We start from the raw sequence: 21,227 nt of genomic DNA, 5'->3' as shown, positions 1-21,227 counted from the left end.
CGCCCCTCCCGCGCCGCCGGAGAACGGCCCACCCGCGCCGCGGGCGACCGCCCCGTCCGCCGCACCCGCTCGGCAAGCGAGGGCTCGGCCAGCCAGACGACGGCGGGCGCGGGTGCGGAGAGGGGAACGGCTACGGAGAGGGGAACGGGTACGGAGACGGGCACCGGAACGGGTACGAGCACAGCGCCGGCGACCACGCGTCGTACCCGTACCGCCGCCCAGGGTTCGGCCGGCCAGGCCGGGCCCCCCTCCGGTACAACCCCGACACGGCGTTCGCGGAGCGCGAGCGAGGGTTCGGCGAGCCAGCGCTCGGAGGCCACCGAGTCGAGCCAGCGCTCGGAGACCACCGAGTCCACGGAGGCGGAGCCCTCCGCGAGGTCCACGGAACCGACGCCTCCGACTGAGCCCCACCCGGAGCGCCCCGGCTCGAAGGCACCCACCCCCGGCAGCACGGACGCTCCCTGGCACCACGCCCGCCCGGCCTTCGACGAACCCGAACCCACCGCGAAGCGGGACCCGGAGCCGACGCCAAAGCCGGAGCCGACGCCAAAGCCGGAGCCGACGCCAAAGCCGGAGCCGACGCCAAACCCGGAGCCGACGCCAAAGCCGGACCCGACGCCAAAGCCGGACCCGAAGTCAACCTCGACTCCGGACTCGACCCCGCCCCTGGACTCGAACCCCGAATCAACCCCGACCCCCGACGACCCCGCAGGAGGCACGCAGTGAACGACGCGCTCGACGTCGCCCTGCGACTCCTCGTCGTCTTCGTCGTCTTCCTCACCTTCCCGCTGATCATCGGCCAGACGGAACACAAGGTGATGGCCCACATGCAGGGCCGCCTCGGCCCCATGTACGCCGGCGGCTTCCACGGCTGGGCCCAACTCGTCGCTGATGGCGTCAAGTTCGCCCAGAAGGAAGACGTCGTCCCGGCGGGCGCGGACCGCCGCATCTTCCAGCTTGCCCCGGCCGTCGCTCTCCTCCCGTATCTGCTCGTCCTCCTCGCCATCCCCATCGGCCCGGGCGAGGGCGCGGTCGGCGAGGTCATCGACGCGGGCGTCTTCTTCGTCCTCGCCGTCATGGGCGTCGGCGTCCTCGGCTCCCTCATGGCCGGCTGGGCCTCCGCCAACAAGTTCTCCCTCCTCGGCGGCCTCCGCACCGCCGCCCAGCTCCTCGCCTACGAACTCCCGATGCTGCTAGCCGCCGCCTCCGTCGCGATGGCGGCCGGCACCGTCTCCCTCCCGGGCATCGTCGACGCCTTCGAGTGGTGGTGGCTGCCCTGGCAGATCGTCGGCGCGATCGTCTTCTTCGTCGCCGGCCTCGCCGAACTGCAGCGGCCCCCGTTCGACATGCCCGTCGCCGACTCGGAGATCATCTTCGGCGCGTACACCGAGTACACCGGCCTCCGCTTCGCTCTCTTCCTCCTCGCCGAGTACGCCGGCATCGTCGTCCTGTGCGGCCTGACCACCGTCCTCTTCCTGGGCGGATGGCACGGCCCCTGGGGCGCCGACGGCCTCGGCTGGGTCTGGACCCTCCTGAAGACCGCGATCCTCGCCTTCGTCGTCATCTGGCTGCGCGTCACCTACCCCCGTCTCCGCGAGGACCAGCTCCAGAAGCTCTCCTGGACCCTCCTCGTCCCGCTCGCCCTCGCCCAGATCGCCCTCACCGGCGTCGTCAAGGTGGTGAACTCCTGACGTGGCCCCCATCCCCGGCTCCGGCCTGGCCAAGGGCCTGGCCGTCACCCTCCGCACGATGACGAGGAAGACCGTCACCGAGCAGTACCCCGACGCCCAGCCCGAACTCCCGCCCCGCACCCGCGGTGTGATCGGACTGTTCGAGGAGAACTGCACGGTCTGCATGCTGTGCGCCCGCGAGTGCCCGGACTGGTGCATCTACATCGACTCCCACAAGGAGACGGTCCCGCCCGCCACCCCGGGCGGCCGCGAGCGCAGCCGCAACGTCCTCGACCGCTTCGCCATCGACTTCTCCCTCTGCATGTACTGCGGTATCTGCATCGAGGTCTGCCCCTTCGACGCCCTCTTCTGGTCCCCCGAGTTCGAGTACGCCGAGACCGACGTCCGCAACCTCACCCACGAACGCGACAAGCTCCGCGAGTGGATGTGGACCGTCCCGGCCCCGCCCGCCCTCGACCCCGGCGCGGAGGAGCCGAAGGAGATCGCGGCAGCCCGCAAGTCCGCGGAGAAACTGGCCGCGGCAGCCCAGACGGAGCCCGAAGCCCGGGCCGAGTCCGCAGCCGATCCTCGCCGACGCACCCGCCCCGAGCCGGCAGCCGAGCCTCGGACCGGTCCCGCAACCGAGTCCCGATCCAGTGCCAAACCCCACACAGGGACCGGGGTCGGACCCGAGCCCCACACCACCCGGAAGCCGAAGGAAGGAGAGTCGTGAGCCTCGCAGCAGCGGCCGCAGCCACAGCCACGGTGGCGCACGCCGCGACCACGGCGGCCGGTGCCACGGTGGCGCACACCGCGACCACCGCTGCCGGTGCCACGACCACCGCCGCCGACACTCACGGCTTCCTCTCCCCGACCGGTGTCGAGATCGCCTTCCTCCTCGTCGGCCTGGTCACCCTCGGCGCCGCGATCGTCAGCGTCACCACCCGGCAGCTGGTGCACGCCGCCCTGTGGCTGGTGGTCGCGCTCGGCGGCCTCGCCGTCGAGTACCTCCTGCTCACAGCCGAGTTCATTGCCTGGGTGCAGGTCCTCATCTACGTCGGTTCCGTCGTGGTCCTCCTCCTGTTCGGTCTGATGCTCACCAGGGCCCCCATCGGCCGCTCCCCGGACGCCGACTCCGGTAACCGCTGGGTCGCCCTCACCGTGGCCGTCGCCTCGGCCGCCGCTCTGGTCTGGGTCGTCGTCGACGCCTTCCGCACGACCTGGATCGACCTGGACGGCGCCGCCGCCGGCTCCACCGAGGTCACCGGCAAGGCCCTCTTCCAGAACTGGGTCCTCCCCTTCGAGGCCCTCTCCGTCCTCCTCCTCGCCGCCCTCGTCGGCGCGATCGTCCTCTCCCGCAAGGCGAAGGCGAACCCACCCGCTGTGGTCACGTCGGCAGCCAACGAGCCGGCAGACAACGAGACGCCAGCCAGTGGCACGGCAGCCAGTGGCCCCGCAGCCAGTGGCACGGCAGACCCAGAAAAGGAAGGGGCCCGCTGATGCACCTCGCCTATCCCGCCGTGCTCTCCGCCCTCCTCTTCTCCACGGGCCTGTACGGCGTCCTCGCCCGCCGCAACGCCATCCTGGTCCTCATGTCGGTCGAGCTGATGCTCAACGCCGTCAATCTCAACCTCGTCGCCTTCGACGTCTGGCTCAGCCGGGCCGCCGAGGAGACGCTGCACTCCGGCCAGGCCCTGACCCTGTTCACCATCGCCATCGCCGCCGCCGAGATCGGTATCGGTCTGGCGATCGTGCTCGCCGTGTACCGCAACCGCGGCACCTCGGACATCGACAAGCTCCGCGACACCGCCGAGGGCCACGAAACCGACGGCCGCGGCACCGACGGCTCCGACAGCGAAGCCCCCGCGGCCCAGAAGGCTGAGGCCACCGCGTGACCACGACCACCCTCGCCGTCCTCGTCCCCCTCCTTCCCTTCCTCGGCGCCGCGGCCGGCCTGCTCCTGGGCCGCACCACCCCCGGCTTCGTCCGCCCCCTCGCCGTGCTGCCCACCCTCACGGCCTTCGCGCTCGCCATTCTGGTCGCCGTACGCCAAGGCGGCGGCCGGAGCATCGACGCAGCCACCGAACTCACGCCCACCGGCTCGGTGCCCATCGAACTCGCCCTGCACATCGACGGCTTCGCCGCCCTCGTCGCCGTCCTGGTCGGCCTGGTCGCGACCTGTGTGCAGATCTACTCGACGGGCTACCTGCGCGACGACCCGCGCTACCCCTCGTACGCCGCTCTCGTCTCCCTGTTCACCTCCGCGATGCTGCTCGTCGTCTACTCCGGCGACCTGATGGTGCTGCTGGTCGGCTGGGAGATCATGGGCATCTGCTCCTACTTCCTCGTCGGCCACTACTGGGAGACCCCGGAGGCCCGCGCCGCCTCCATCAAGGCCTTCCTGGTCACCAAGCTCGGCGACGTCCCCTTCCTCATCGGCATCTTCGCGCTCGCCATGGACGCCGGGTCCTTCCGCATCACGACCGTCCTGGGCGCGGTCGCGAGCGGCGGACTCGACCACCCGACGCTCATCGCCCTGCTGCTCCTGGCCGGTGTGGCGGGCAAGTCGGCACAGTTCCCGCTCCACACCTGGCTCCCCGACGCGATGGCGGGCCCCACGCCCGTCTCCGCGCTGATCCACGCCGCGACGATGGTCGCCGCCGGTGTTTACTTCATCGCCCGGCTCCTCCCGGTCTTCGCCGCCTCCTCCGCGGCCCTGCTCGTCATGGCCGTCATGGCCGCGGTCACGATGCTCGGCTCCGGCCTCGCCGCGCTCGCCCAGGACGACATCAAACGCGTCCTCGCGTACTCGACGATCGGCCAGCTCGGCTACATGACCGGCGCCCTCGCCGTCGGCGACCGCGGTGCCGCCGTCTTCCACCTCCTGTCCCACGGCGCCTTCAAGGCGCTGCTGTTCCTCGCGGCCGGCGTGATCATCCACGCCGCCGGCACCAACTCACTGGCCGCCACGTCCCGAATGAAGGGCCTGCGCGACCGCGTCCCCGACGCCTACTGGACGATGACCGTGGCGCTTCTCGCCCTCGCCGCGATCCCGCCCTTCAGCGGCTTCTTCACCAAGGAGGCCGTCCTCGGCGCAGCCGAGCACGTCGCCACCGGCCACGCCGAGGGCATCCCCGGTGCCGCGGGCTGGATCGTCCTCGTCACCGGCCTCCTCACGGCCCTGCTCACCGGCGCGTACGCCATGCGCCTGTGGCTGCGCGCCTTCCATGGCCGGGGCGCCGATGCCCCCGACCACGGCAAACAGCCGCTGGCCATGAACGCCGTGCTGTGGCTCCTAGCTGTCCCGTCCCTCGCCTTCGGCCTGGCCGCCGGTCCACTGTCCGACTGGTTCGACGGACGCGACCTGACCCCGACCCTCACGACGTCCGTGCTCGGCACGGGCCTCGCCCTGGTCGGCGGGCTGGTGACCTACGGCGCCTGGAAGCACACCACCGCGCTCGCGGCACGCGTCCCCATGGGCGCGGTCGCCGCCCACCCCGAGGGCGACGCCGCCCACGTCGAGGCCGAGGCCATCGCGAGCCACGCGCCCGCCTACGGAGACGTGGCCGCCGCACCCGACCCGGCGGACCCGGGACGCCTGCTGCTCGGCCCACTGCACCGGCACGCGGCCGTCGGCTTCCACCTCGACGCCTTGTACACGACGCTCTTCGTCCGACCGGTCCAGGCCGGAGCGAGCCTCGTCCGGTTCCTCGATCGCGAGGTCGTCGAGACCTACGTACACGGCGCCGGCGCCGTACCCCGCCTGCTCGGCGCGGCCGTGCGGCGCGCCCAGACCGGCAATGTGCAGACCTATGTGAGCGCGCTGCTCGCCGGCACCGTCGTCCTCACGGTCGCCGTCGTCCTCGTCGCCACGGGAGCGTGAGCAGGCGTGATCGATATCAACGAGTCCGTGATGCAGTTCCTTCTGGCATTCGTCGTCGTCGGCCCGCTTCTCGGCGCCGTCGCCGCTCTCCTGCCGGCACCGCCCGGACTGAAGGGAAAGTCACCCGAGCAGGCCGTGCTACGCCACGGCGTGACCGTGACCGGTGCGGTCCTCATCGCCGCGATCGTCCTCGCACTCGGCTTCGACCACGACCAGCCGTCGAAGATGCAGGCCAGCACGGACATCAGCTGGATCCCCGCACTCGACGTACGCATCCACCTCGGCATCGACGGCATCTCCCTCCCCCTTCTGGTCCTGACCGCGCTGCTGACCTTCCTCTGCGCGCTGTACTCCTACTTCAAGATGCCCCCGGGCCCGTCCCCGAAGGCATTCGTCGCCCTGCTGCTCGTCCTGGAGTCCGGCACCCTCGCGACGTTCGCCGTCCTCGACCTGCTGCTCTTCTTCCTCGCGTTCGAGATGGTGCTCATCCCGATGTACTTCCTCATCGCCCGCTGGGGCGGTGAGCAACGGACCCGGGCCGCCTGGAAGTTCATCCTCTACACACTGCTCGGCTCCGTCGTCATGCTGCTGGGCCTGCTCCTGATCGGAATCAAGGCGGGCACATTCGACATGGTGGCACTCGCCACTGACAACCACCGGTCGCTCACCACATCTGTGCAGGTCATCGCCGTTCTGGCGGTCGGAATCGGGCTCGCGGTCAAGACGCCGATGTGGCCGCTGCACAGCTGGCTGCCGGACGCCCACACCGCGGCACCCACCGTCGGCTCGGTCCTGCTGGCCGGCGTGCTGCTGAAGATGGGTACGTACGGGTTCGTCCGGATCCTGCTGCCGGTCACGCCCGAGGGCCTGGCGACCTTCGCGCCGTACCTCGCGGCCTTCGCGGTCGTCGGCATCATCTACGGTTCGCTGGCCTGCCTCGCCCTCGCCAAGCAGGGAGCCAGGGGCGACCTCAAGCGCCTCATCGCGTACTCCTCCGTCGGCCACATGGGCTTCGTACTCCTCGGCATCGCGACGATGACCCCGACCGGCGTGAACGGCGCGCTGTTCGCGAACATCGCCCACGGCCTCATCACCGGCCTGCTCTTCTTCCTGGTCGGCGCGCTCAAGGACCGTACGGGCACCACCGACCTCGATGCCCTCGCCCGGGAGACCGGCGCCGCCCTCTACGGCAAGGCACCGCGCCTCGGCGGCCTGCTCGCCTTCGGCGCCGTCGCCTCACTCGGACTGCCGGGCCTCGCCGGATTCTGGGGCGAGATGCTGGCGCTGTTCGGCGCCTTCAAGCCCGCCGACGGCCTCAGCCGCCCCGCCTTCCTCACCTTCATGGCGATCGCCGCGTTCGGCACACTGCTCACCGCCGCGTACCTGCTCGTCGTCGTACGCCGCGTCTGCATGGGCGCCGTCCCGCAGGAGAGCCCGAAGCTGACCGACGTCCAGGCCTACGAGTTCGCCGCCTGGACGCCGCTCGTCGCCCTTACCGTCCTCGCCGGCCTCTGGCCCGCGGCACTCCTCGGCCTGACCGACCCGGCCGTGCAGCAGCTCCTCGCAGGAGGCACCCGATGAGCTCCCTGGCCCAGTCCGTGGTCCAGTCCGTCGACTGGGTCGCGATCGCGCCGCCCACCATCACGGCGGTCGTCGGACTCCTCGTACTCGTCGCCGACCTCTTCGTGGACGACCGCAAAAAGGCCCTGCTCGGCTGGGTGTCGGTCGCCGGCCTCACCGCGTCCACCCTCGCGCTGCTGCCGCTCCTGGACGGCGACCGCTCGACCTTCTGCCTGACCGGCGACCCGAACGTCTGCAGCTACACGGCGGACCGGTTCGCGCTCGTCATCCAGTTCCTCGTCCTCGGCGGTGCCCTCCTCGCCGCCCTGCTGTCGATGACGGCCCTGAAGGACGCCAAGAAGGAACTCCCCGAAGGGGAGTTCTGGTTCCTGCTGCTGTCGTCCGCCGCGGGCGCCGCTCTCCTGCCCGCATCACGCGACCTGGCGACCCTCATCGTCGCCCTGGAAGTGGCCTCCCTGCCCGCCTTCGCCCTCGTCGGCATCCGGCACGGCGACAAGCGGTCCTCCGAAGCAGCCCTGAAGTTCTTCCTGTCCTCGGTCACGGCGACCGCCGTGAGCCTGATGGGCATCAGCTTCGTGTACGCCTCCACGGGCACCCTGTACCTCACCGAGATCGCCGACAACATCCGACAGGTCGACGGCCAGTTCCACACGCTCGCCCAGGCAGGGGTCGTCCTCACCCTCATCGGCTTCGCCTTCAAGACGGCCGCCGTACCGTTCCATTTCTGGGTGCCCGACACCTACGTGGGAGCACCGCTCCCCGTGGCCGCCTACCTGTCGGTCGTCGGCAAGGCAGTGGGTTTCTCCGGGCTGATCCTCGTCACTGTCGTCGCCCTCCCGTCGTACGCCGACATCTGGGGCCCCGCCCTCGCCCTGCTGGCCGCCCTCACCATGACCATCGGCAACGTCGGCGCCCTCCGACAGCAGGCCACGCGCGCGTACAGCGCGGTCCGGCTCCTCGCCTGGTCCTCCGTCGGCCAGGCGGGCTACCTCCTGGTGCCCATAGCGGCGGCCGCGTACTCCGACGACGCCGAGAAGGCGATCGGCTCCACCGTCGCTTACGCCCTGATGTACGCGGCGGTGAACCTCGGTGCCTTCGCCGTGGCCGCGCTCGTGGCCCGTACACAGCCACTGAACCGCATCAGCGACTACCGGGGCCTGTACGCGGCCAGCCCCCTCACCGCCCTGCTCCTCGGCTTCTTCCTGCTCTGCCTCGCCGGACTCCCGCCCGGCATCATCGGCCTTTTCGCCAAGGTCACCGTCTTCTCCGCGGCCGTCGACGCGGGCCTCGGCTGGCTTGCCGTGATCATGGCCGTCAACGTCGTGATCGCCCTCTTCTACTACCTCCAGTGGACGGCCCTGCTGTTCCGTGCCCCCGAGAGGGAGCCCGAGAAGCACCGCGTACCGGCCTCGCTGACGGCCGCCATCGCCCTGACCGGAGTGCTCGGAATCGCTCTGTCCGGAGCGCCCCAGCTGGTCCTGCGCTTCTCCGACACCGGCCTCTTCTGACTCCAGCACGCCAACCACGCGCGCGGGGGCACCCCAAGCCCCCCACGCGCGCGTGGGACTGGCGCCGTGCCCCTCACCCGTGCGGTCGAAGGCGCCCCAGTGCGCCCAGGGAACCAGCGCTCCTCGCCTGGCGTTGACCAGTACGGGAGGGTCCACTGAGAGGTGGAGTCAACAGCATCCGCAAGCAAGGGTTCCCCTGCCGCACGACCTGGAGGGCGTACCGTGCACAGCCGGCACAACGGGCTCAGGACCGCCGTACTCCTCGGGGGGCTGTCCGCACTCATCATCCTCATCGGCAGCTTCTTCGGCCGTACGGGCCTCATCGTGGCGCTCGTCGTCGCCATCGGCACGAACGCGTACGCGTACTGGAACAGCGACAAGCTGGCTCTACGCGCGATGCGCGCGCGCCCGGTGAGCGAGTTCGAGGCCCCCGCCCTCTACCGCATGGTCCGCGAACTCTCCACCCAGGCCCGCCAGCCCATGCCCCGCCTGTACATCTCCCCGACGGACGCGCCCAACGCGTTCGCGACGGGGCGCAACCCGCGCAACGCGGCCGTGTGCTGCACCGACGGCATCCTGCGCCTCCTGGACGAGCGCGAGTTGCGCGGTGTCATCGGCCACGAGCTGAGCCACGTCTACAACCGCGACATCCTGATCTCCTCGGTGGCCGGCGCCCTGGCCTCGGTGATCATGTTCCTGGTCAACTTCGCCTGGCTGATCCCCATCGGCCGCTCCGACGACGACGATGGCCCGGGCATCCTCGGCATGCTCCTGATCCTGATCCTGGGCCCGCTGGCCGCGTCCCTGATCCAACTCGCCATCAGCCGCTCCCGCGAGTACGAGGCGGACGCGTCCGGCGCCCAGCTGACCGGCGATCCCCTGGCGCTCGCAAGCGCCCTGCGCAAGCTCGAAACAGGCACCAAGCAGCTTCCGCTGCCCCCGGAGCCGCGCATCGAGACCGCGAGTCACATGATGATCGCGAACCCCTTTCGCCCAGGCCAGGGGCTGTCCAAGATGTTCTCGACCCACCCGCCGATGGCGGAGCGCATCGCCCGTCTGGAGCAGATGGCAGGTCGCAACCAGTAGGACATCCCCAACGCCATTCGGCTCGTCGTGACCGGGCTTGTGGCTGTTCCCCGCCCGCCGCCCTGTCACAGCCTGTACGCGAGCTCACGGTTGGCGGGCAGAACAGACGCTGTCCTCCGTCAACAAGAACTGGGATCGGGCGGTCGACCTGCCGCCTGACGACCGGCACCGTCTCCCAGTCGAACGTCAGGTTGCCGTCCGGCCGGATCCCTACCACGCCGACCAAGCGATGATCAGCCCGCCATGTCGTCAGCGTCCGCCGAACGCCTGATTGGTCGATACCACCTCACGCCCCAGCGGCATGAGCGAGACCGGGATGAGCTTCAGGTTGGCCCACCCGAACGGGATCCCGATGATCGACAGGAACAGCGGGATGCTCGTGATCAGATGCCCGAGCGCCAGCCACCACCCTGCGAAGACCACCCAGATCACGTTGCCGATGAACGACGGTGCACCGGCATCGGGCCGCTCTACCGTGGTTCGGCCGAACGGCCACAGGACGAAGCCCGCGATACGCAGCGACGCGATGCCGAACGGGATGGTGACGATCAGGATGAAGCACACCAGCGCGGCGAGCGTGTAGCCGATGGCCATCCAGATCCCGCAAAAGATCAGCCACAGAATGTTCAACAGCAGGTTGAACAGCTTCATGATCGACACCCTTTCAGGTCGCTTCGTCGGTACTGCCTGCTACGACAAGTATCAGCTGGTCACACGCTCAGGCGGAACCGCGACAACCTTGTCGCATGATCGGGAACGTTCGGAGACGATCCCGTTCGGCATCGCCGCATTCCGCGTGGTGACGGACCAGTGCGTCGCGATCACCGGCATGCTCCTGGGCATCACCAACCGCAAGCGTTCCCAGTCTCGTTGCTTCCCCTGGGGTGTGAGATCGTGCGCACGAACCAGCCGTTCACGCAGCGCTGGTGGAGCGGCGCGGAGGTGAGGGACACGGGAGCGGATCGGCCGGCGTATGTCCTGCTGTCGTACGACCAGGAAGCGGAGTTCAACTGCGAGGAGGACTACGAGGAGACGTGGGCGCTGTGTGCCGACGCCGAGGGCCTGTTCGCCGACCCGCGCCCGCCTGAGCGGGGCACATATGAGCTGCTCGGCTGCGCACCGGAGGGCGACCTGGAAGCAGCCGTCACGCGCGCGCGTGCCGAGGGGTCGGCTCCGCTGGGCTTCCTCGTGCTGGAGATCCTCGACGCGAAGGGCGAGCGGGTCCACGAGTGGTACCTGGAGGACGTGAGAGTCCTCGGCGAGGGCCCGTGTGCGCGGGACCTGTCGCTGCGGGACATCACCGTCGAGGGTGCCGAGTCCGCCGCCAACGCGTCCGGCTATCCGCAGCGTCCTTCTCTGTCTCCCGGTTTCCGGCTGCTGGGTGCGGAAGGCGAACGGCGCGGCACGTGCAAGGACTTGGCGCACATCCGCGAGGAGCGTCCCGACCCGCTGGAACCGCCGGTGCGGTTGCTCGGCTGTTCACCACGAGGGGCCCTGCTGCACGCACTGAACTCCGGGGAAGAGGACCTGGGCCACGCCAAGCTCCTGAGACTCGACGCGCACGGCCGCACGATCCAGTCCGCCGTGGAGGGCGAACTGATGGCGTGGATCCCCTCCGCCCGCGGGCGGGGCCTGGTCGACCTCACCCTCGAACCTTGGTCGGAACGACCGCCGACTGCCGCGGAGGAGGTCTGGGAGATATGGGACCGAGGACGGCCGACCGAGCCCAACCTCTGGGCGGCCCGCAGCAGCGAGGGGCGCGAGTTCTGGCTCGGCACGGCTCTGGCGCACCATGACCAGGATCGGCCGGACGAGCCGTCGGGCGGCACCTATCACCTGGACGGCCGCCATGTCACCGACGAGCCCGGTTTCCTCTGTGCGATGGGGGAGGCGGTGAACGGACCGGGCGGGTATTTCGGCAGGAATTACGCCGCGTTGAACGACTGCCTCGCGGGCCGCTGGGGAGCCGCCAGGCCCTTCACTCTCGTCTGGCACCACGCCCACGTCGCCCGAGCATGCCTCGGCGTCACCCCGCGGGCCGATTACCGTCCGCTGACCTTCGAGGAAGTCCTCGCCCTGTTCGCCAAGAAGCGCATTGACGTCCACTTCGCCTGAGCGCCCGCTCAGTTATCCACAGCCCCGCCCGAGTGTCAGTGCCGACCTGCATCATGAACCCATGACCGAGTTCGAGCAGTTGCTGGACAGGGTGGTGGCCAAGGCCCGCACCACCCGCCCCTGGGGCTGGCCTTCGTTGCCCGTGCCCGTGGAGGAGGCGGCAGTCACCCGCGCCGAGTCCGCCCTGGGCTTCGCCCTGCCGCCGCTGCTCGCCGCGCTCTACCTGCGTATAGGCGACGGTGGATTCGGCCCGGAGTACGGCCTGTTGCCCCTGCTCGACAGCCCGCCCGCCGGCGAGCCCGCCGCCGTCACGCAGTACCTCGCCCACCGCAAGAGCGGCCGCGAGGACCCCGAGTGGCCCTGGCCCGAGGAAGTGCTGCCGATATCCCACTGGGGCTGCGGAATGTACGCGTGCGTGGACTGCCGCACCCCCGAGGGCGCGGTGCTGCTCTACGAGCCGAACGCCGACGAGGCCGACCACGCCTGGTACGTGGACGCACCCACCCTCACGAAGTGGCTGCACACCTGGCTCGACGGCACGGGCTGGTACGAGGAGTCCAACGACGGAATGGACCTGCCCCCTTGGACCGAGTTCCGGATACGCACGGGGGCTGCGCAGGCGTCGTGACCACGCGGCTTCCTCTCGACGGCACCGCACGCCGCGTGGACACCGTGTCGTGTCGCCCGCTCTGCGGAGCCGCCTCGGCCGTCAGCTCCCCGCAGCCCTGCCTCGCCTGCCCTGCCCGGCCCGAGAACCCCACCACCGCCGTACGGCATAGGCGGCCGCCCCCACGCCCAGGACGGCCGCACCCACGGCCACCGACACCCCGGGCAGCGCGAACGCCAGCGTGACGCAGCCGACGAGCCCGACCACAGGCACGACCCGCGCCATCGGGGCCGGACTCAGCGTCCAGGCCGACGCGTTGGCGACGGCGTAGTACGCGAGCACACCGAAGGAGGAGAAACCGATCGCGCCCCGTACGTCGGTGGTGGCGGCCAGGACGGCGACCACCGCGCCGACGGCCAGTTCCGCCCGGTGCGGCACCTGGAAGCGAGGATGCACGGCGGCCAGGGCGCCGGGCAGATGCCGGTCGCGGGCCATGGCGAGCGTCGTCCGGGAGACCCCCAGGATGAGTGCCAGCAGCGACCCCAGCGCGGCCACGGCGGCACCGACCCGCACCACGGGAACGAGCCCTGGGACTCCGGCGGCCCGGACCGCGTCGGCCAGCGGTGCCGAGGCGTTCCCGAGCCCGCCGGACCCCAGCACGGAGAGGACAGCGACAGCCACGGCCGCGTACACCACGAGCGCGATGCCCAGCGCCAGCGGGATCGCGCGCGGGATGGTGCGCGCCGGATCCCGTACCTCCTCGCCGAGGGTCGCGATCCGGGCGTACCCGGCGAACGCGAAGAACAGCAGGCCGGCCGCCTGGAGCACCCCACCGGCGCCCGCCGAGAGCCCGATGTCCAGTCGACCGGCATCGGACTCCCCGGACCCGAGACACACGACCACCACGGAAGCGAGGACCGCGAGCACCACCGCCACGATCACCCGTGTCAGCCAGGCGGACTTCTGGACGCCGCCGTAGTTCGCCGCGGTCAGCGCCACCACGGCCGCGACGGCAACGGTGTGCGCCTGACCCGGCCAGACGTACGCGCCTACGGTGAGCGCCATCGCCGCGCACGAGGCCGTCTTGCCGACGACGAACGACCCGCCCGCCAGATACCCCCAGAAGTCCCCGAGCCGCTCGCGCCCGTACACGTACGTGCCGCCAGAGGCGGGGTAAACCGCCGCCAGCCGTGCCGACGACATGGCGTTGCAGTAGGCGACCACGGCGGCCACCCCGAGACCCAGGAGGAGCCCCGACCCTGCCGCGGCCGCCGCCGGGCCCAGGGCGGCGAAGATACCCGCCCCGACCATCGATCCCAGGCCGATGACCACGGCGTCGCCAACCCCGAGCGTCCGCCGCAGATTGGTGTTCGAATCGGACTGCGTCATGGACCGGACCCTACTGACCAGTGCAACCGACAGGCACCGCCGAGACGTCCTCCACCACAACAGGACACCAAGAGACCGCCATGGTGGCGGCGGCGAGCGCCGCGACCGGGACACACACGGCGAAAAGCGCCATCAGCACCAGGCACCTACGACCGGCCAACGCGAGTGACAGATGCGACACGTGTGAAAACAGCCTGGTCGGAGCAGGAGTACAGCGCAGGCACAGAACGGAAGGGCAGGTTCACGGCATGGGCATCATCAGCTGGATCATTCTGGGGCTGTTGGCCGGAGCCATCGCCAAGTTCCTGCTGCCGGGGCGTGACCCGGGCGGCTTTATCGGAACGACCCTCATCGGCATCGCGGGCGCGTTCATCGGCGGCTGGATATCGGCGCGTTGGATGGACCACCCCATCAACGAGAACTTCTACGACGGCGCCACCTGGGCCGCGGCCATCGGCGGCTCCCTCGTGCTGCTGATCGCCTACCGCATACTCTTCGGCCACTCGCGCCGCTGATCGGACAACCCCGAGCCCGCAGCCAGCAGGCAAGCGGGCCGGTCCGGCGTCAGCGGGCACCGGACCGGCCCTCGTCGTGTCCGACACGGGCGAGCTGGCCACCCAGAGCGGCTCTGCGGCAGCGCGAACCACCAACATCCGCTCGGCAGGCCTCAGTTGCTCACCAGCGGCTCCGGGTGAATTACCGGTAGTTCACGAACTGCAGCGCGAACTCGAAGTCCTGGCCCTTCAGGAGGGCGATCACGGCCTGCAGGTCGTCGCGGCTCTTGGAGCTGACCCGGAGCTCGTCACCCTGCACCTGGGCCTTCACGCCCTTCGGGCCCTCGTCGCGGATGATCTTCGCCACCTTCTTGGCGTTCTCCTGGGAGATGCCCTCCTCGATCGACGCGAAGATCTTGTACTCCTTACCGGACAACTGAGGCTCGCCCGCGTCCAGCGCCTTCAGAGAGATGCCGCGCTTGATCAGCTTGGACTGGAAGACGTCGAGGACCGCCTTCACCCGGTCCTCGGAGTTCGCCTCCATGAGGATCTTGTCGCCGGACCACGAGATCGAGGCACCCACGCCCTTGAAGTCGTAGCGCTGCGAGATCTCCTTGGCGGCCTGGTTGAGGGCGTTGTCGACCTCCTGCCGCTCGACCTTCGAGACGATGTCGAAACTGGAGTCGGCCATGTCCTGTGGCTCCTTGTATCAGGGTGCGAATCGGATGCGAATCGGCCTGCGTGGGGCGATCGCCGAGCCCGGCATCGATCCCCGGGCCGCATCCGCATAAGCCTAGCCACCTCGCCCCCTCGGAGCGCAGATCAAACGGGTGGCGAAGCACCCCCGAGCATCAGGTATCGTTTACGTCGTTGCCAAGGAGCACCGCCGAAAGGCGGATCGAACGGCGACAACCCCGGCGGTGTGCCCGAGCGGCCAAAGGGAGCAGACTGTAAATCTGCCGGCTCAGCCTTCCCAGGTTCGAATCCTGGCGCCGCCACACTGGGGAAGACCCCTTCCGGACTGCGGAGACGCAGCGCGGAAGGGGTCTTTTTGTTTCGTTTTCCTGTGCGTGGGGCCGAGTCCGTGCGCGTAGGGCCGAGCGGATGTCTCGCACGGCCGGTTCGCGCCGGTTCGTCGCGGCGGCTCCCTGCAACTGAGGGTTTCCCGTGTCCGCCAGGCACACTGAGAGCATGTCGTCGCGTCGCAGAAGGTGCCCCGAGTGTCGTCGCGAGATCGCCGTGGTCGCCGGGCGGTTCGCGCGGCATGATCCGCCGGGGGCGAACGGCGGGCTGGTGTCGTGTCCCGGGTCGCGCAGGTCCGCGGAGGTGGGGGCGGCTCAGCCGCCCCTTGACGGGTATGTGGTTCCCGAATTCCCTGGCCAACTGCCGCTTTTCTGAGGCCTTCTGAGGTCCGATCAGGCTTGGTCGGGCCCGGGCCGAGGCTGCCCGAGGGCTCCCCTTCCCTCCCCTTGCCTCCCCTTCCCGCACCGGCCCCTCAGTTGCCCGCCACCGACTTCACCGCCACCGACACCGGCGTTGAGCCGCTGATCAGTTCCAGGGTCAGTCCGGCTGTGGCCGACGTGTCCACCAGTTCCGCGAGCACGGTGGCCACGTCGTCGCGTGGAATGGAGCCGCGGCCGGTCGAGGCCTCCAGGCGGACGAGGCCCGAACCCGCGTCGTTCGTCAGTGCTCCGGGGCGCAGGATCGTCCAGTCCAGGGCGCTCTGACCCCGGACGTACGCGTCGGCCTTGCCCTTGGCACGCAGGTACGCGTCGAAGACCTCGTCGCCCGGGTGATTCGCGTCGGCGCCCATCGACGACACCACGATGTAGCGGCGCACGCCCGTCCGTACCGCGGCGTCCGCGAACAGCACCGCCGCGCCGCGGTCCACCGTGTCCTTGCGGGCCGCCCCGCTGCCAGGACCCGCACCCGCCGCGAAGACGGCCGCGTCCGCGCCCTGCAGATGAGCGGCGACCTGTTCGACCGTGGCCGACTCCAGATCGCACAGCACCGGCTCGGCACCGACCGTCCGCAGGTCCTCGCCCTGTTCGCGGTGGCGGATGATGCCCGCGACCTCGTCGCCACGCCCGGCGAGCAGCCGCTCCAGCCGTAGCGCGATCTGTCCATGACCTCCAGCGATGACAATGCGCATGTCTTCGACCGTACGCCCGACCGGACCCATCTGCCGCATGGCTCCTGGAACGGCTCCGACAGCCCAGGGGCTTCCCGCACAGGCCGGTCCTCAAAGGTCCTACGAGGGCTCGCCCCGACCTTGCCTGGGCAGGTCCGGCGCCGCGGCCGCCGCCGAGTTGCAGTACTCGCGGACCGCGCTCGTCCGCGCCACCACACGCCCCCGGTGCACCACGATCCGGCTGTACGCCAGTGAGAGCGCCCCCGCGAGCCGGTCGCCCCGTACGGCGAGGAGTTCGGAGGGGAAACCCGCCTCCACCCGCACCTCGGGGAGCCCGAGGACCTTCCGGGCCGACGTGCTCACCGTGTCGTACGCGTCCTCGGCCCGCAGACCGTGGCGCGAGGCCAGCAGATACGCCGCCTCCAGTGGATCGCCGCGCCCCACCGGGTTCGACACGTCACGCAGGGACCCACTGCCCGCCGCGACCCGCACGCCGGCCGCGCGCAGCAGCCGTACGGGAGCAGTGCCCCGGTCGTCCGCGCCCCCGCAGCCGCCCTGTGGGAGGCACACCACGCTGATCCCGGCCGCCGCGAGCTGGTCCGCCGCCCGTGCTGCCGCCTCGGCGGGCAGGCGCCCGAGTCCGCCGCACGGACCGAGGGTCACGCCGGGCCGCAGGCCGCCCGCCATCGCCGCCAGCCGGCCGAGCCGCGCGGGATCGGAGCCGTCGACGTGCAGGTCGACCGGGCAGCCGTGCTCGGAGGCGATCTCCAGGACCGCCTCCACGTACCCCGTGGGATCCGGGTCCAGATCTGGACGGCCGCCCACTACAGAGGCGCCCATTTTCACCGCGTCCCGCAGTATCGCGAGCCCGTCGGCGCCGGCGACCCCGGTCAGCAGTCGCGGCATTGCCACCGCCGTCAGTTCGACCAGTCCCCGCAGCGACCGCCCCGCCTGGAGCACCGCCCCCAGTGCGCCCAGCCCCTGTACGTCGCCGACGTGGACGTGCGAGCGCAGCGCCGTCGCCCCGTACCCGAGCTGCAGCAGGGCCGCCTCGGTGGCCCGTCGCTGGACGTCCTCGGTGTCGTACGAGACCGGCCCGTCGACGTCGGCCGACAGTGCCGTGTCGCCGTGTGCGTGCGGCTCGGCCGGAGCCGGCAGCAGCAGATAGCCGCAGAGGTCCACGCGGGCGGCGTGCGCCCCCGGGCCGCCGTTGCCTCCGTCCGTCAGGCTTCCCGCCGTGCCCACCGCCTCGATCCGCCCACCGCTCAGCCGTACGTCCACGGTCCGGCCGTCGGTGAGCCGCGCTCCGCACAACAGGAGGGCGGTTCCCTCGGGCTGGCCCGGCGAGGAGCTCGACGAAGAGCCTGACGGGGAGCCGGATGAGGAGCTCGACGACGAGGGGGAGGGCTGCGGCTGACTGTCGGGCATCGCACTCCTGGGGTGGGCGGCTGCGCGGGGACGTCACTCCTGATCACGCAGAGTGAGTCGAGCCTAGGGCGGCAGACCGTCGGCTTCGGGGAGGAGCGCAATAGTCGTACCGGTGTGGTCCGCGCTCGTTCCGGGTGTGGTCAGTACACACATTCCGGGCGTGGTCCGCGACAGTCCGTATGTGACGGCGGGGTGTGGTCCGCGACAGTCCCACAGTGTGGCCGGCGGTGTGGCCGACGGCCAGGTCGCCTGGTCCGAGGTCCGTGCGGGCGGCTCCGGACATGCCCGCGGCCGTGACACGTGGGGTGGCAGAGGGCGGTGAAGCATCCGGGAACAGGCCGGGGCGGGGGCCTCGAAACGGATTTGGGCGATCGGTGGTGAGGCGTGTAATGTCTTCATCGCTCGCCCCAATAGCTCAGTCGGCAGAGCGTCTCCATGGTAAGGAGAAGGTCTACGGTTCGATTCCGTATTGGGGCTCTGGTGTGAGAGGTTCCCGTCGCGAGGCGGGGGCTCGATCGCATCTCAGCGGTGTAGCTCAGTCGGTAGAGCAAGCGGCTCATAATCGCTGTGTCACCGGTTCAAGTCCGGTCACCGCTACAGACAGTAGCCGATTGCGGGGTCGGTCCTTCGATCGGCTACTCTTCTTGCGTTAATTCATTCCATCCGTTCGTCAAGGAGCACTCACGTGGCTGCCACCGACGTCCGCCCGAAGATCACGCTGGCCTGCGTGGAGTGCAAGGAGCGGAACTACATCACCAAGAAGAACCGGCGTAACAACCCGGACCGTCTTGAGATGAAGAAGCACTGCCCGCGTTGCAACGCGCACACCGCGCACCGCGAGACGCGATAAAAGAGGCTCGTACGCGAGGCCGTCCCCGTAACGGGGGGCGGCCTCGCGTCGTTTCGGCCACTGCGGCGAACGCTCGTTATCAAGCAGGGCACTAGAGAGCCGTCGTTAACTGGTCAACCACAGCACACATCAGGAGGTGCCGAGCCCATGGCGCTCGACCAGTCCTTCGTGGGGCGGACCTATCCGCCCACCGATCCCTATGAGGTCGGCCGGGAGAAGATCCGCGAGTTCGCGGAGGCCGTGGGGGACACCAACCCGGCGTACACGGACCCGCACGCCGCCAAGGCGCTCGGCCACGCCGATGTGATCGCTCCGCCGACCTTCGTGTTCGCGATCACCTTCAAGGCCGCGGGACAGGTCATCCAGGACCCGCAGCTGGGGCTGGACTACAGCCGCGTCGTGCACGGCGACCAGAAGTTCGTGTACACGCGTCCTGTGTGCGCGGGCGACCGGCTCACCGTCACCTCGACCATCGAGAAGATCAAGTCCATGGCCGGCAACGACTTCCTGGACATCCGGGGCGAGGTCCACGACGAGGCGGGCGAGCACGTGGTGACCGCCTGGACCAAGCTCGTCGCCCGCGCGGTGGACGCCGACGACGCGGCAGAAGGGCAGGCGTGAGCCGATGACGGCACAGATCCAGTACGCGGACGTCGAGGTCGGCACGGAACTGCCCGCCCGGACCTTCCCGGTCACCCGTGCCACGCTCGTGCAGTACGCGGGCGCCTCCGGGGACTTCAACCCCATCCACTGGAACGAGAAGTTCGCCAAGGAGGTCGGGCTGCCGGACGTCATCGCGCACGGCATGTTCACCATGGCCGAGGCGATCCGTGTGGTCACCGACTGGGCGGGCGACCCGGGTGCGGTCGTGGAGTACGGGGTTCGCTTCACCCGGCCCGTCGTCGTCCCGAACGACGACGAGGGGGCGACCATCGAGGTCAGCGGCAAGGTCGCGGCCAAGCTCGACGACGACACCGTCCGCGTCGACCTGACCGTCACCAGCGACGGCCAGAAGGTGCTCGGCATGTCACGCGCGGTCGTACGGCTCGCCTAGAGCCCTGCCTCCTCCACGCGTGCCGTGCCTCTACGCGTAAGGGGTGCCCACCTGGATGGGCACCCCTTACGCGTACTCCCTGGGACCCACGCTGAAGCGACGCCCGGTGGTGCGTACGCGCGCGGGGGCGCCCCAACGCCGTCTCGTACCCTTGTGCGCGTGCAGGAACTCCATGACGCCCCGCTCGCCCCGCTGACCACCTTCCGGCTCGGCGGTCCCGCGGACCGGCTGATCACCGCGACGACCGACGCCGAAGTGATCGCCGCCGTCCGCGAGGCCGACGACTCCGGTACGCCACTGCTGCTCATCGGCGGCGGATCCAACCTGCTCATCGGCGACAAGGGCTTCGCGGGAACCGCGCTCGTCATCGCGACCAAGGGCGTCACGCTCGACGGCACACGGCTGGAGCTGTCCGCCGGCGAGGTGTGGACCGACGCCGTCGCCCGCACCGTCGAGGCCGGACTCGCGGGCATCGAGTGCCTCGCCGGAATCCCTGGCTCGGCGGGCGCGACGCCGATCCAGAACGTCGGCGCGTACGGCCAGGAGGTCGCCTCCACCATCACCGAGGTCGTCGCCTACGACCGCGTCACCCACGAGACGGTCACCCTCCCGAACGCCGACTGCGCCTTCACGTACCGCCACAGCCGCTTCAAGGCCGACCCCGAGCGGTACGTCGTGCTGCGCGTCCGCTTCGAACTGGAGGACGCGGACGGGCTGTCGGCGCCGATCAAGTACGCCGAGGCCGCCCGGGTCCTCGGCGTCGGACCCGGTGACCGCGTGCCCCTCGCCGCCGCCCGCGAGGCAGTGCTGAAGCTGCGCTCGGGGAAGGGCATGGTGCTCGACCCCGAGGACCACGACACCTGGTCGGCCGGGTCGTTCTTCACCAACCCGATCCTCACGGACGAGAACTTCGCCGCGTTCCACGCGCGCGTACGGGAGCGTCTGGGCGACGGCGTCGTCCCGCCGGCCTATCCCGCGGGCGACGGCCACACCAAGACCTCCGCGGCCTGGCTGATCGACAAGGCGGGCTTCACCAAGGGGTACGGCGCCGGCCCCGCCCGTATCTCCACCAAGCACACGCTGGCCCTCACCAACCGCGGCAATGCCACCACCGAGGACCTGCTCGCCCTTGCCCGGGAGGTCGTCGTCGGTGTCCGGGACGCCTTCGGCATCACCCTGGTCAACGAGCCGGTGACGGTGGGCGTCAGCCTCTGAGGGAGGGCCCGCGGAGGGCCGGGGGGCAACGGTCCCGTAGAGCCGGGAACGGCCCGTAGAAGTCCAGCCCCGCGCCTATCAGAAGCACCCTAGGGCCTGTACGGAGTCGTGATCACCTGCTGGTACAACTCTCGTGTGGCGAGGCGTGAACTCAGCGACGACGAGTGGGCGTTGGTCGAGCCGTTGCTGCCGATCGGCGCCTGTGGCCCCTATCCG

At 70.2% G+C, this 21,227-nt stretch carries 22 protein-coding genes and 3 tRNA genes; 19 read left to right on the top strand and 6 right to left on the bottom strand.

All coding sequences use genetic code 11. The features are described from left to right. A partial coding sequence (locus FPZ41_RS47410; RefSeq protein ID WP_194236284.1) for a hypothetical protein occupies positions 1–383 on the bottom strand: 383 nt, incomplete at its 3' end. Positions 384–722: 339 nt separating this feature from the next. On the opposite strand from FPZ41_RS47410, the gene FPZ41_RS32590 reads away from it, so the two are divergent. From FPZ41_RS32590 to htpX, 8 genes are all read left to right on the top strand, one after another. Further along, on the top strand, positions 723–1,691 hold the full coding sequence (locus FPZ41_RS32590) for a complex I subunit 1/NuoH family protein (RefSeq protein WP_322621012.1): 969 nt from the start codon (positions 723–725) through the stop codon (positions 1,689–1,691). Between the two features lies 1 nt (position 1,692). After that, positions 1,693–2,403, top strand: a complete 711-nt coding sequence (locus FPZ41_RS32585) for a 4Fe-4S binding protein (RefSeq protein WP_322621011.1) — start codon at positions 1,693–1,695, stop codon at positions 2,401–2,403. A 68-nt stretch (positions 2,404–2,471) separates the two neighbouring features. Beyond that, entirely contained in the window at positions 2,472–3,170 is a 699-nt protein-coding gene (locus tag FPZ41_RS32580; protein WP_322621013.1) for an NADH-quinone oxidoreductase subunit J family protein, read from the top strand. Then, the gene (gene nuoK / locus FPZ41_RS32575) at positions 3,170–3,565 is read left to right on the top strand and encodes an NADH-quinone oxidoreductase subunit NuoK (RefSeq protein WP_152867204.1); all 396 of its coding nucleotides are present in this window, start codon (positions 3,170–3,172) and stop codon (positions 3,563–3,565) included. Before FPZ41_RS32580 ends, nuoK begins: the two co-directional genes overlap by 1 nt. Further along, a complete protein-coding gene (locus FPZ41_RS32570; RefSeq protein WP_322621010.1) occupies positions 3,562–5,553 on the top strand; it encodes an NADH-quinone oxidoreductase subunit 5 family protein in 1,992 nt (663 codons plus the stop codon). Before nuoK ends, FPZ41_RS32570 begins: the two co-directional genes overlap by 4 nt. A 6-nt stretch (positions 5,554–5,559) precedes the next feature. Then, a complete protein-coding gene (locus tag FPZ41_RS32565; protein ID WP_322621009.1) occupies positions 5,560–7,134 on the top strand; it encodes a complex I subunit 4 family protein in 1,575 nt (524 codons plus the stop codon). Continuing rightward, positions 7,131–8,642, top strand: a complete 1,512-nt coding sequence (locus FPZ41_RS32560; RefSeq protein ID WP_152867203.1) for an NADH-quinone oxidoreductase subunit N — start codon at positions 7,131–7,133, stop codon at positions 8,640–8,642. Before FPZ41_RS32565 ends, FPZ41_RS32560 begins: the two co-directional genes overlap by 4 nt. 222 nt (positions 8,643–8,864) lie before the next feature. Further along, positions 8,865–9,728: a zinc metalloprotease HtpX gene (htpX, locus tag FPZ41_RS32555; protein WP_322621008.1), complete on the top strand. Its 864-nt coding sequence runs from the start codon at positions 8,865–8,867 to the stop codon at positions 9,726–9,728. A 249-nt stretch (positions 9,729–9,977) separates the two neighbouring features. Here htpX and FPZ41_RS32550 read toward each other — a convergent pair whose 3' ends face one another. Continuing rightward, positions 9,978–10,379, bottom strand: coding sequence for a YccF domain-containing protein (locus FPZ41_RS32550; protein ID WP_152867202.1), 402 nt, complete (start codon positions 10,377–10,379; stop codon positions 9,978–9,980). Positions 10,380–10,622: 243 nt separating this feature from the next. Here FPZ41_RS32550 and FPZ41_RS32545 point away from each other — a divergent pair, with 243 nt between their 5' ends. Further along, the gene (locus FPZ41_RS32545; RefSeq protein WP_322621007.1) at positions 10,623–11,843 is read left to right on the top strand and encodes a barstar family protein; all 1,221 of its coding nucleotides are present in this window, start codon (positions 10,623–10,625) and stop codon (positions 11,841–11,843) included. Positions 11,844–11,904: 61 nt separating this feature from the next. Beyond that, positions 11,905–12,471, top strand: a complete 567-nt coding sequence (locus tag FPZ41_RS32540) for an SMI1/KNR4 family protein (RefSeq protein WP_152867201.1) — start codon at positions 11,905–11,907, stop codon at positions 12,469–12,471. Positions 12,472–12,552: 81 nt separating this feature from the next. On the opposite strand, the gene FPZ41_RS32535 is transcribed toward FPZ41_RS32540, so the two are convergent. Then, positions 12,553–13,839 (bottom strand): APC family permease, encoded by a 1,287-nt coding sequence (locus FPZ41_RS32535; protein ID WP_152867200.1) that lies wholly within the window; start codon positions 13,837–13,839, stop codon positions 12,553–12,555. A 248-nt stretch (positions 13,840–14,087) separates the two neighbouring features. On the opposite strand from FPZ41_RS32535, the gene FPZ41_RS32530 reads away from it, so the two are divergent. Continuing rightward, entirely contained in the window at positions 14,088–14,354 is a 267-nt protein-coding gene (locus FPZ41_RS32530; RefSeq protein ID WP_131561411.1) for a GlsB/YeaQ/YmgE family stress response membrane protein, read from the top strand. 181 nt (positions 14,355–14,535) lie between these two features. Here FPZ41_RS32530 and FPZ41_RS32525 read toward each other — a convergent pair whose 3' ends face one another. After that, positions 14,536–15,024, bottom strand: coding sequence for a YajQ family cyclic di-GMP-binding protein (locus FPZ41_RS32525; protein ID WP_152867199.1), 489 nt, complete (start codon positions 15,022–15,024; stop codon positions 14,536–14,538). 225 nt (positions 15,025–15,249) lie between these two features. Between FPZ41_RS32525 and FPZ41_RS32520 the strand changes: the two genes are divergently transcribed. Then, positions 15,250–15,331 (top strand) — tRNA-Tyr (locus FPZ41_RS32520). Positions 15,332–15,524: 193 nt separating this feature from the next. Beyond that, positions 15,525–15,731 carry a hypothetical protein gene (locus FPZ41_RS48835; protein ID WP_152867198.1) on the top strand — a complete coding sequence of 69 codons (207 nt, stop codon included), beginning with the start codon at positions 15,525–15,527 and terminating at the stop codon, positions 15,729–15,731. A gap of 97 nt (positions 15,732–15,828) precedes the next feature. Here FPZ41_RS48835 and FPZ41_RS32510 read toward each other — a convergent pair whose 3' ends face one another. Together FPZ41_RS32510 and FPZ41_RS32505 are read right to left on the bottom strand one after the other, a co-directional pair. After that, positions 15,829–16,485 carry an SDR family oxidoreductase gene (locus FPZ41_RS32510; protein ID WP_152867197.1) on the bottom strand — a complete coding sequence of 219 codons (657 nt, stop codon included), beginning with the start codon at positions 16,483–16,485 and terminating at the stop codon, positions 15,829–15,831. A 99-nt stretch (positions 16,486–16,584) separates the two neighbouring features. Further along, positions 16,585–17,892 (bottom strand): amidohydrolase family protein, encoded by a 1,308-nt coding sequence (locus FPZ41_RS32505; protein ID WP_152867196.1) that lies wholly within the window; start codon positions 17,890–17,892, stop codon positions 16,585–16,587. Between the two features lie 404 nt (positions 17,893–18,296). Between FPZ41_RS32505 and FPZ41_RS32500 the strand changes: the two genes are divergently transcribed. The 6 genes from FPZ41_RS32500 (at position 18,297) to FPZ41_RS32475 (ending at position 21,011) form a co-directional block, all read left to right on the top strand. Continuing rightward, positions 18,297–18,369, top strand: a tRNA-Thr gene (locus tag FPZ41_RS32500). Between the two features lie 47 nt (positions 18,370–18,416). Beyond that, positions 18,417–18,489: transfer RNA gene (locus tag FPZ41_RS32495), tRNA-Met, on the top strand. Between the two features lie 88 nt (positions 18,490–18,577). After that, positions 18,578–18,742, top strand: a complete 165-nt coding sequence (gene rpmG / locus FPZ41_RS32490; RefSeq protein WP_003948671.1) for a 50S ribosomal protein L33 — start codon at positions 18,578–18,580, stop codon at positions 18,740–18,742. A gap of 147 nt (positions 18,743–18,889) precedes the next feature. Next, positions 18,890–19,363, top strand: a complete 474-nt coding sequence (locus FPZ41_RS32485) for a MaoC family dehydratase N-terminal domain-containing protein (RefSeq protein WP_152867195.1) — start codon at positions 18,890–18,892, stop codon at positions 19,361–19,363. Between the two features lie 4 nt (positions 19,364–19,367). Then, positions 19,368–19,796, top strand: coding sequence for a MaoC family dehydratase (locus FPZ41_RS32480; protein WP_131561421.1), 429 nt, complete (start codon positions 19,368–19,370; stop codon positions 19,794–19,796). A gap of 159 nt (positions 19,797–19,955) precedes the next feature. Next, positions 19,956–21,011 carry a UDP-N-acetylmuramate dehydrogenase gene (locus tag FPZ41_RS32475; RefSeq protein ID WP_322621006.1) on the top strand — a complete coding sequence of 352 codons (1,056 nt, stop codon included), beginning with the start codon at positions 19,956–19,958 and terminating at the stop codon, positions 21,009–21,011. Positions 21,012–21,227: the final 216 nt, after the last annotated feature.

Origin of the sequence: Streptomyces acidicola, from assembly GCF_009377235.1 — a bacterium.
Lineage (GTDB): Bacteria > Actinomycetota > Actinomycetes > Streptomycetales > Streptomycetaceae > Streptomyces > Streptomyces acidicola.
This window is presented reverse-complemented; position numbering and strand designations above follow the sequence as displayed.

Bases quoted from the DNA above. Each gene is read 5' to 3' on its own strand.
- nuoK (WP_152867204.1), top strand. From the start codon at position 3,170: ATGCACCTCGCCTATCCCGCCGTGCTCTCCGCCCTCCTCTTCTCCACG.
- FPZ41_RS32560 (WP_152867203.1), top strand. From the start codon at position 7,131: ATGAGCTCCCTGGCCCAGTCCGTGGTCCAGTCCGTCGACTGGGTCGCG.
- FPZ41_RS32550 (WP_152867202.1), bottom strand. From the start codon at position 10,379: ATGAAGCTGTTCAACCTGCTGTTGAACATTCTGTGGCTGATCTTTTGC.
- FPZ41_RS32540 (WP_152867201.1), top strand. From the start codon at position 11,905: ATGACCGAGTTCGAGCAGTTGCTGGACAGGGTGGTGGCCAAGGCCCGC.
- FPZ41_RS32535 (WP_152867200.1), bottom strand. From the start codon at position 13,839: ATGACGCAGTCCGATTCGAACACCAATCTGCGGCGGACGCTCGGGGTT.
- FPZ41_RS32530 (WP_131561411.1), top strand. From the start codon at position 14,088: ATGGGCATCATCAGCTGGATCATTCTGGGGCTGTTGGCCGGAGCCATC.
- FPZ41_RS32525 (WP_152867199.1), bottom strand. From the start codon at position 15,024: ATGGCCGACTCCAGTTTCGACATCGTCTCGAAGGTCGAGCGGCAGGAG.
- FPZ41_RS48835 (WP_152867198.1), top strand. From the start codon at position 15,525: ATGTCGTCGCGTCGCAGAAGGTGCCCCGAGTGTCGTCGCGAGATCGCC.
- FPZ41_RS32510 (WP_152867197.1), bottom strand. From the start codon at position 16,485: ATGCGCATTGTCATCGCTGGAGGTCATGGACAGATCGCGCTACGGCTG.
- FPZ41_RS32505 (WP_152867196.1), bottom strand. From the start codon at position 17,892: ATGCCCGACAGTCAGCCGCAGCCCTCCCCCTCGTCGTCGAGCTCCTCA.
- FPZ41_RS32485 (WP_152867195.1), top strand. From the start codon at position 18,890: ATGGCGCTCGACCAGTCCTTCGTGGGGCGGACCTATCCGCCCACCGAT.
- FPZ41_RS32480 (WP_131561421.1), top strand. From the start codon at position 19,368: ATGACGGCACAGATCCAGTACGCGGACGTCGAGGTCGGCACGGAACTG.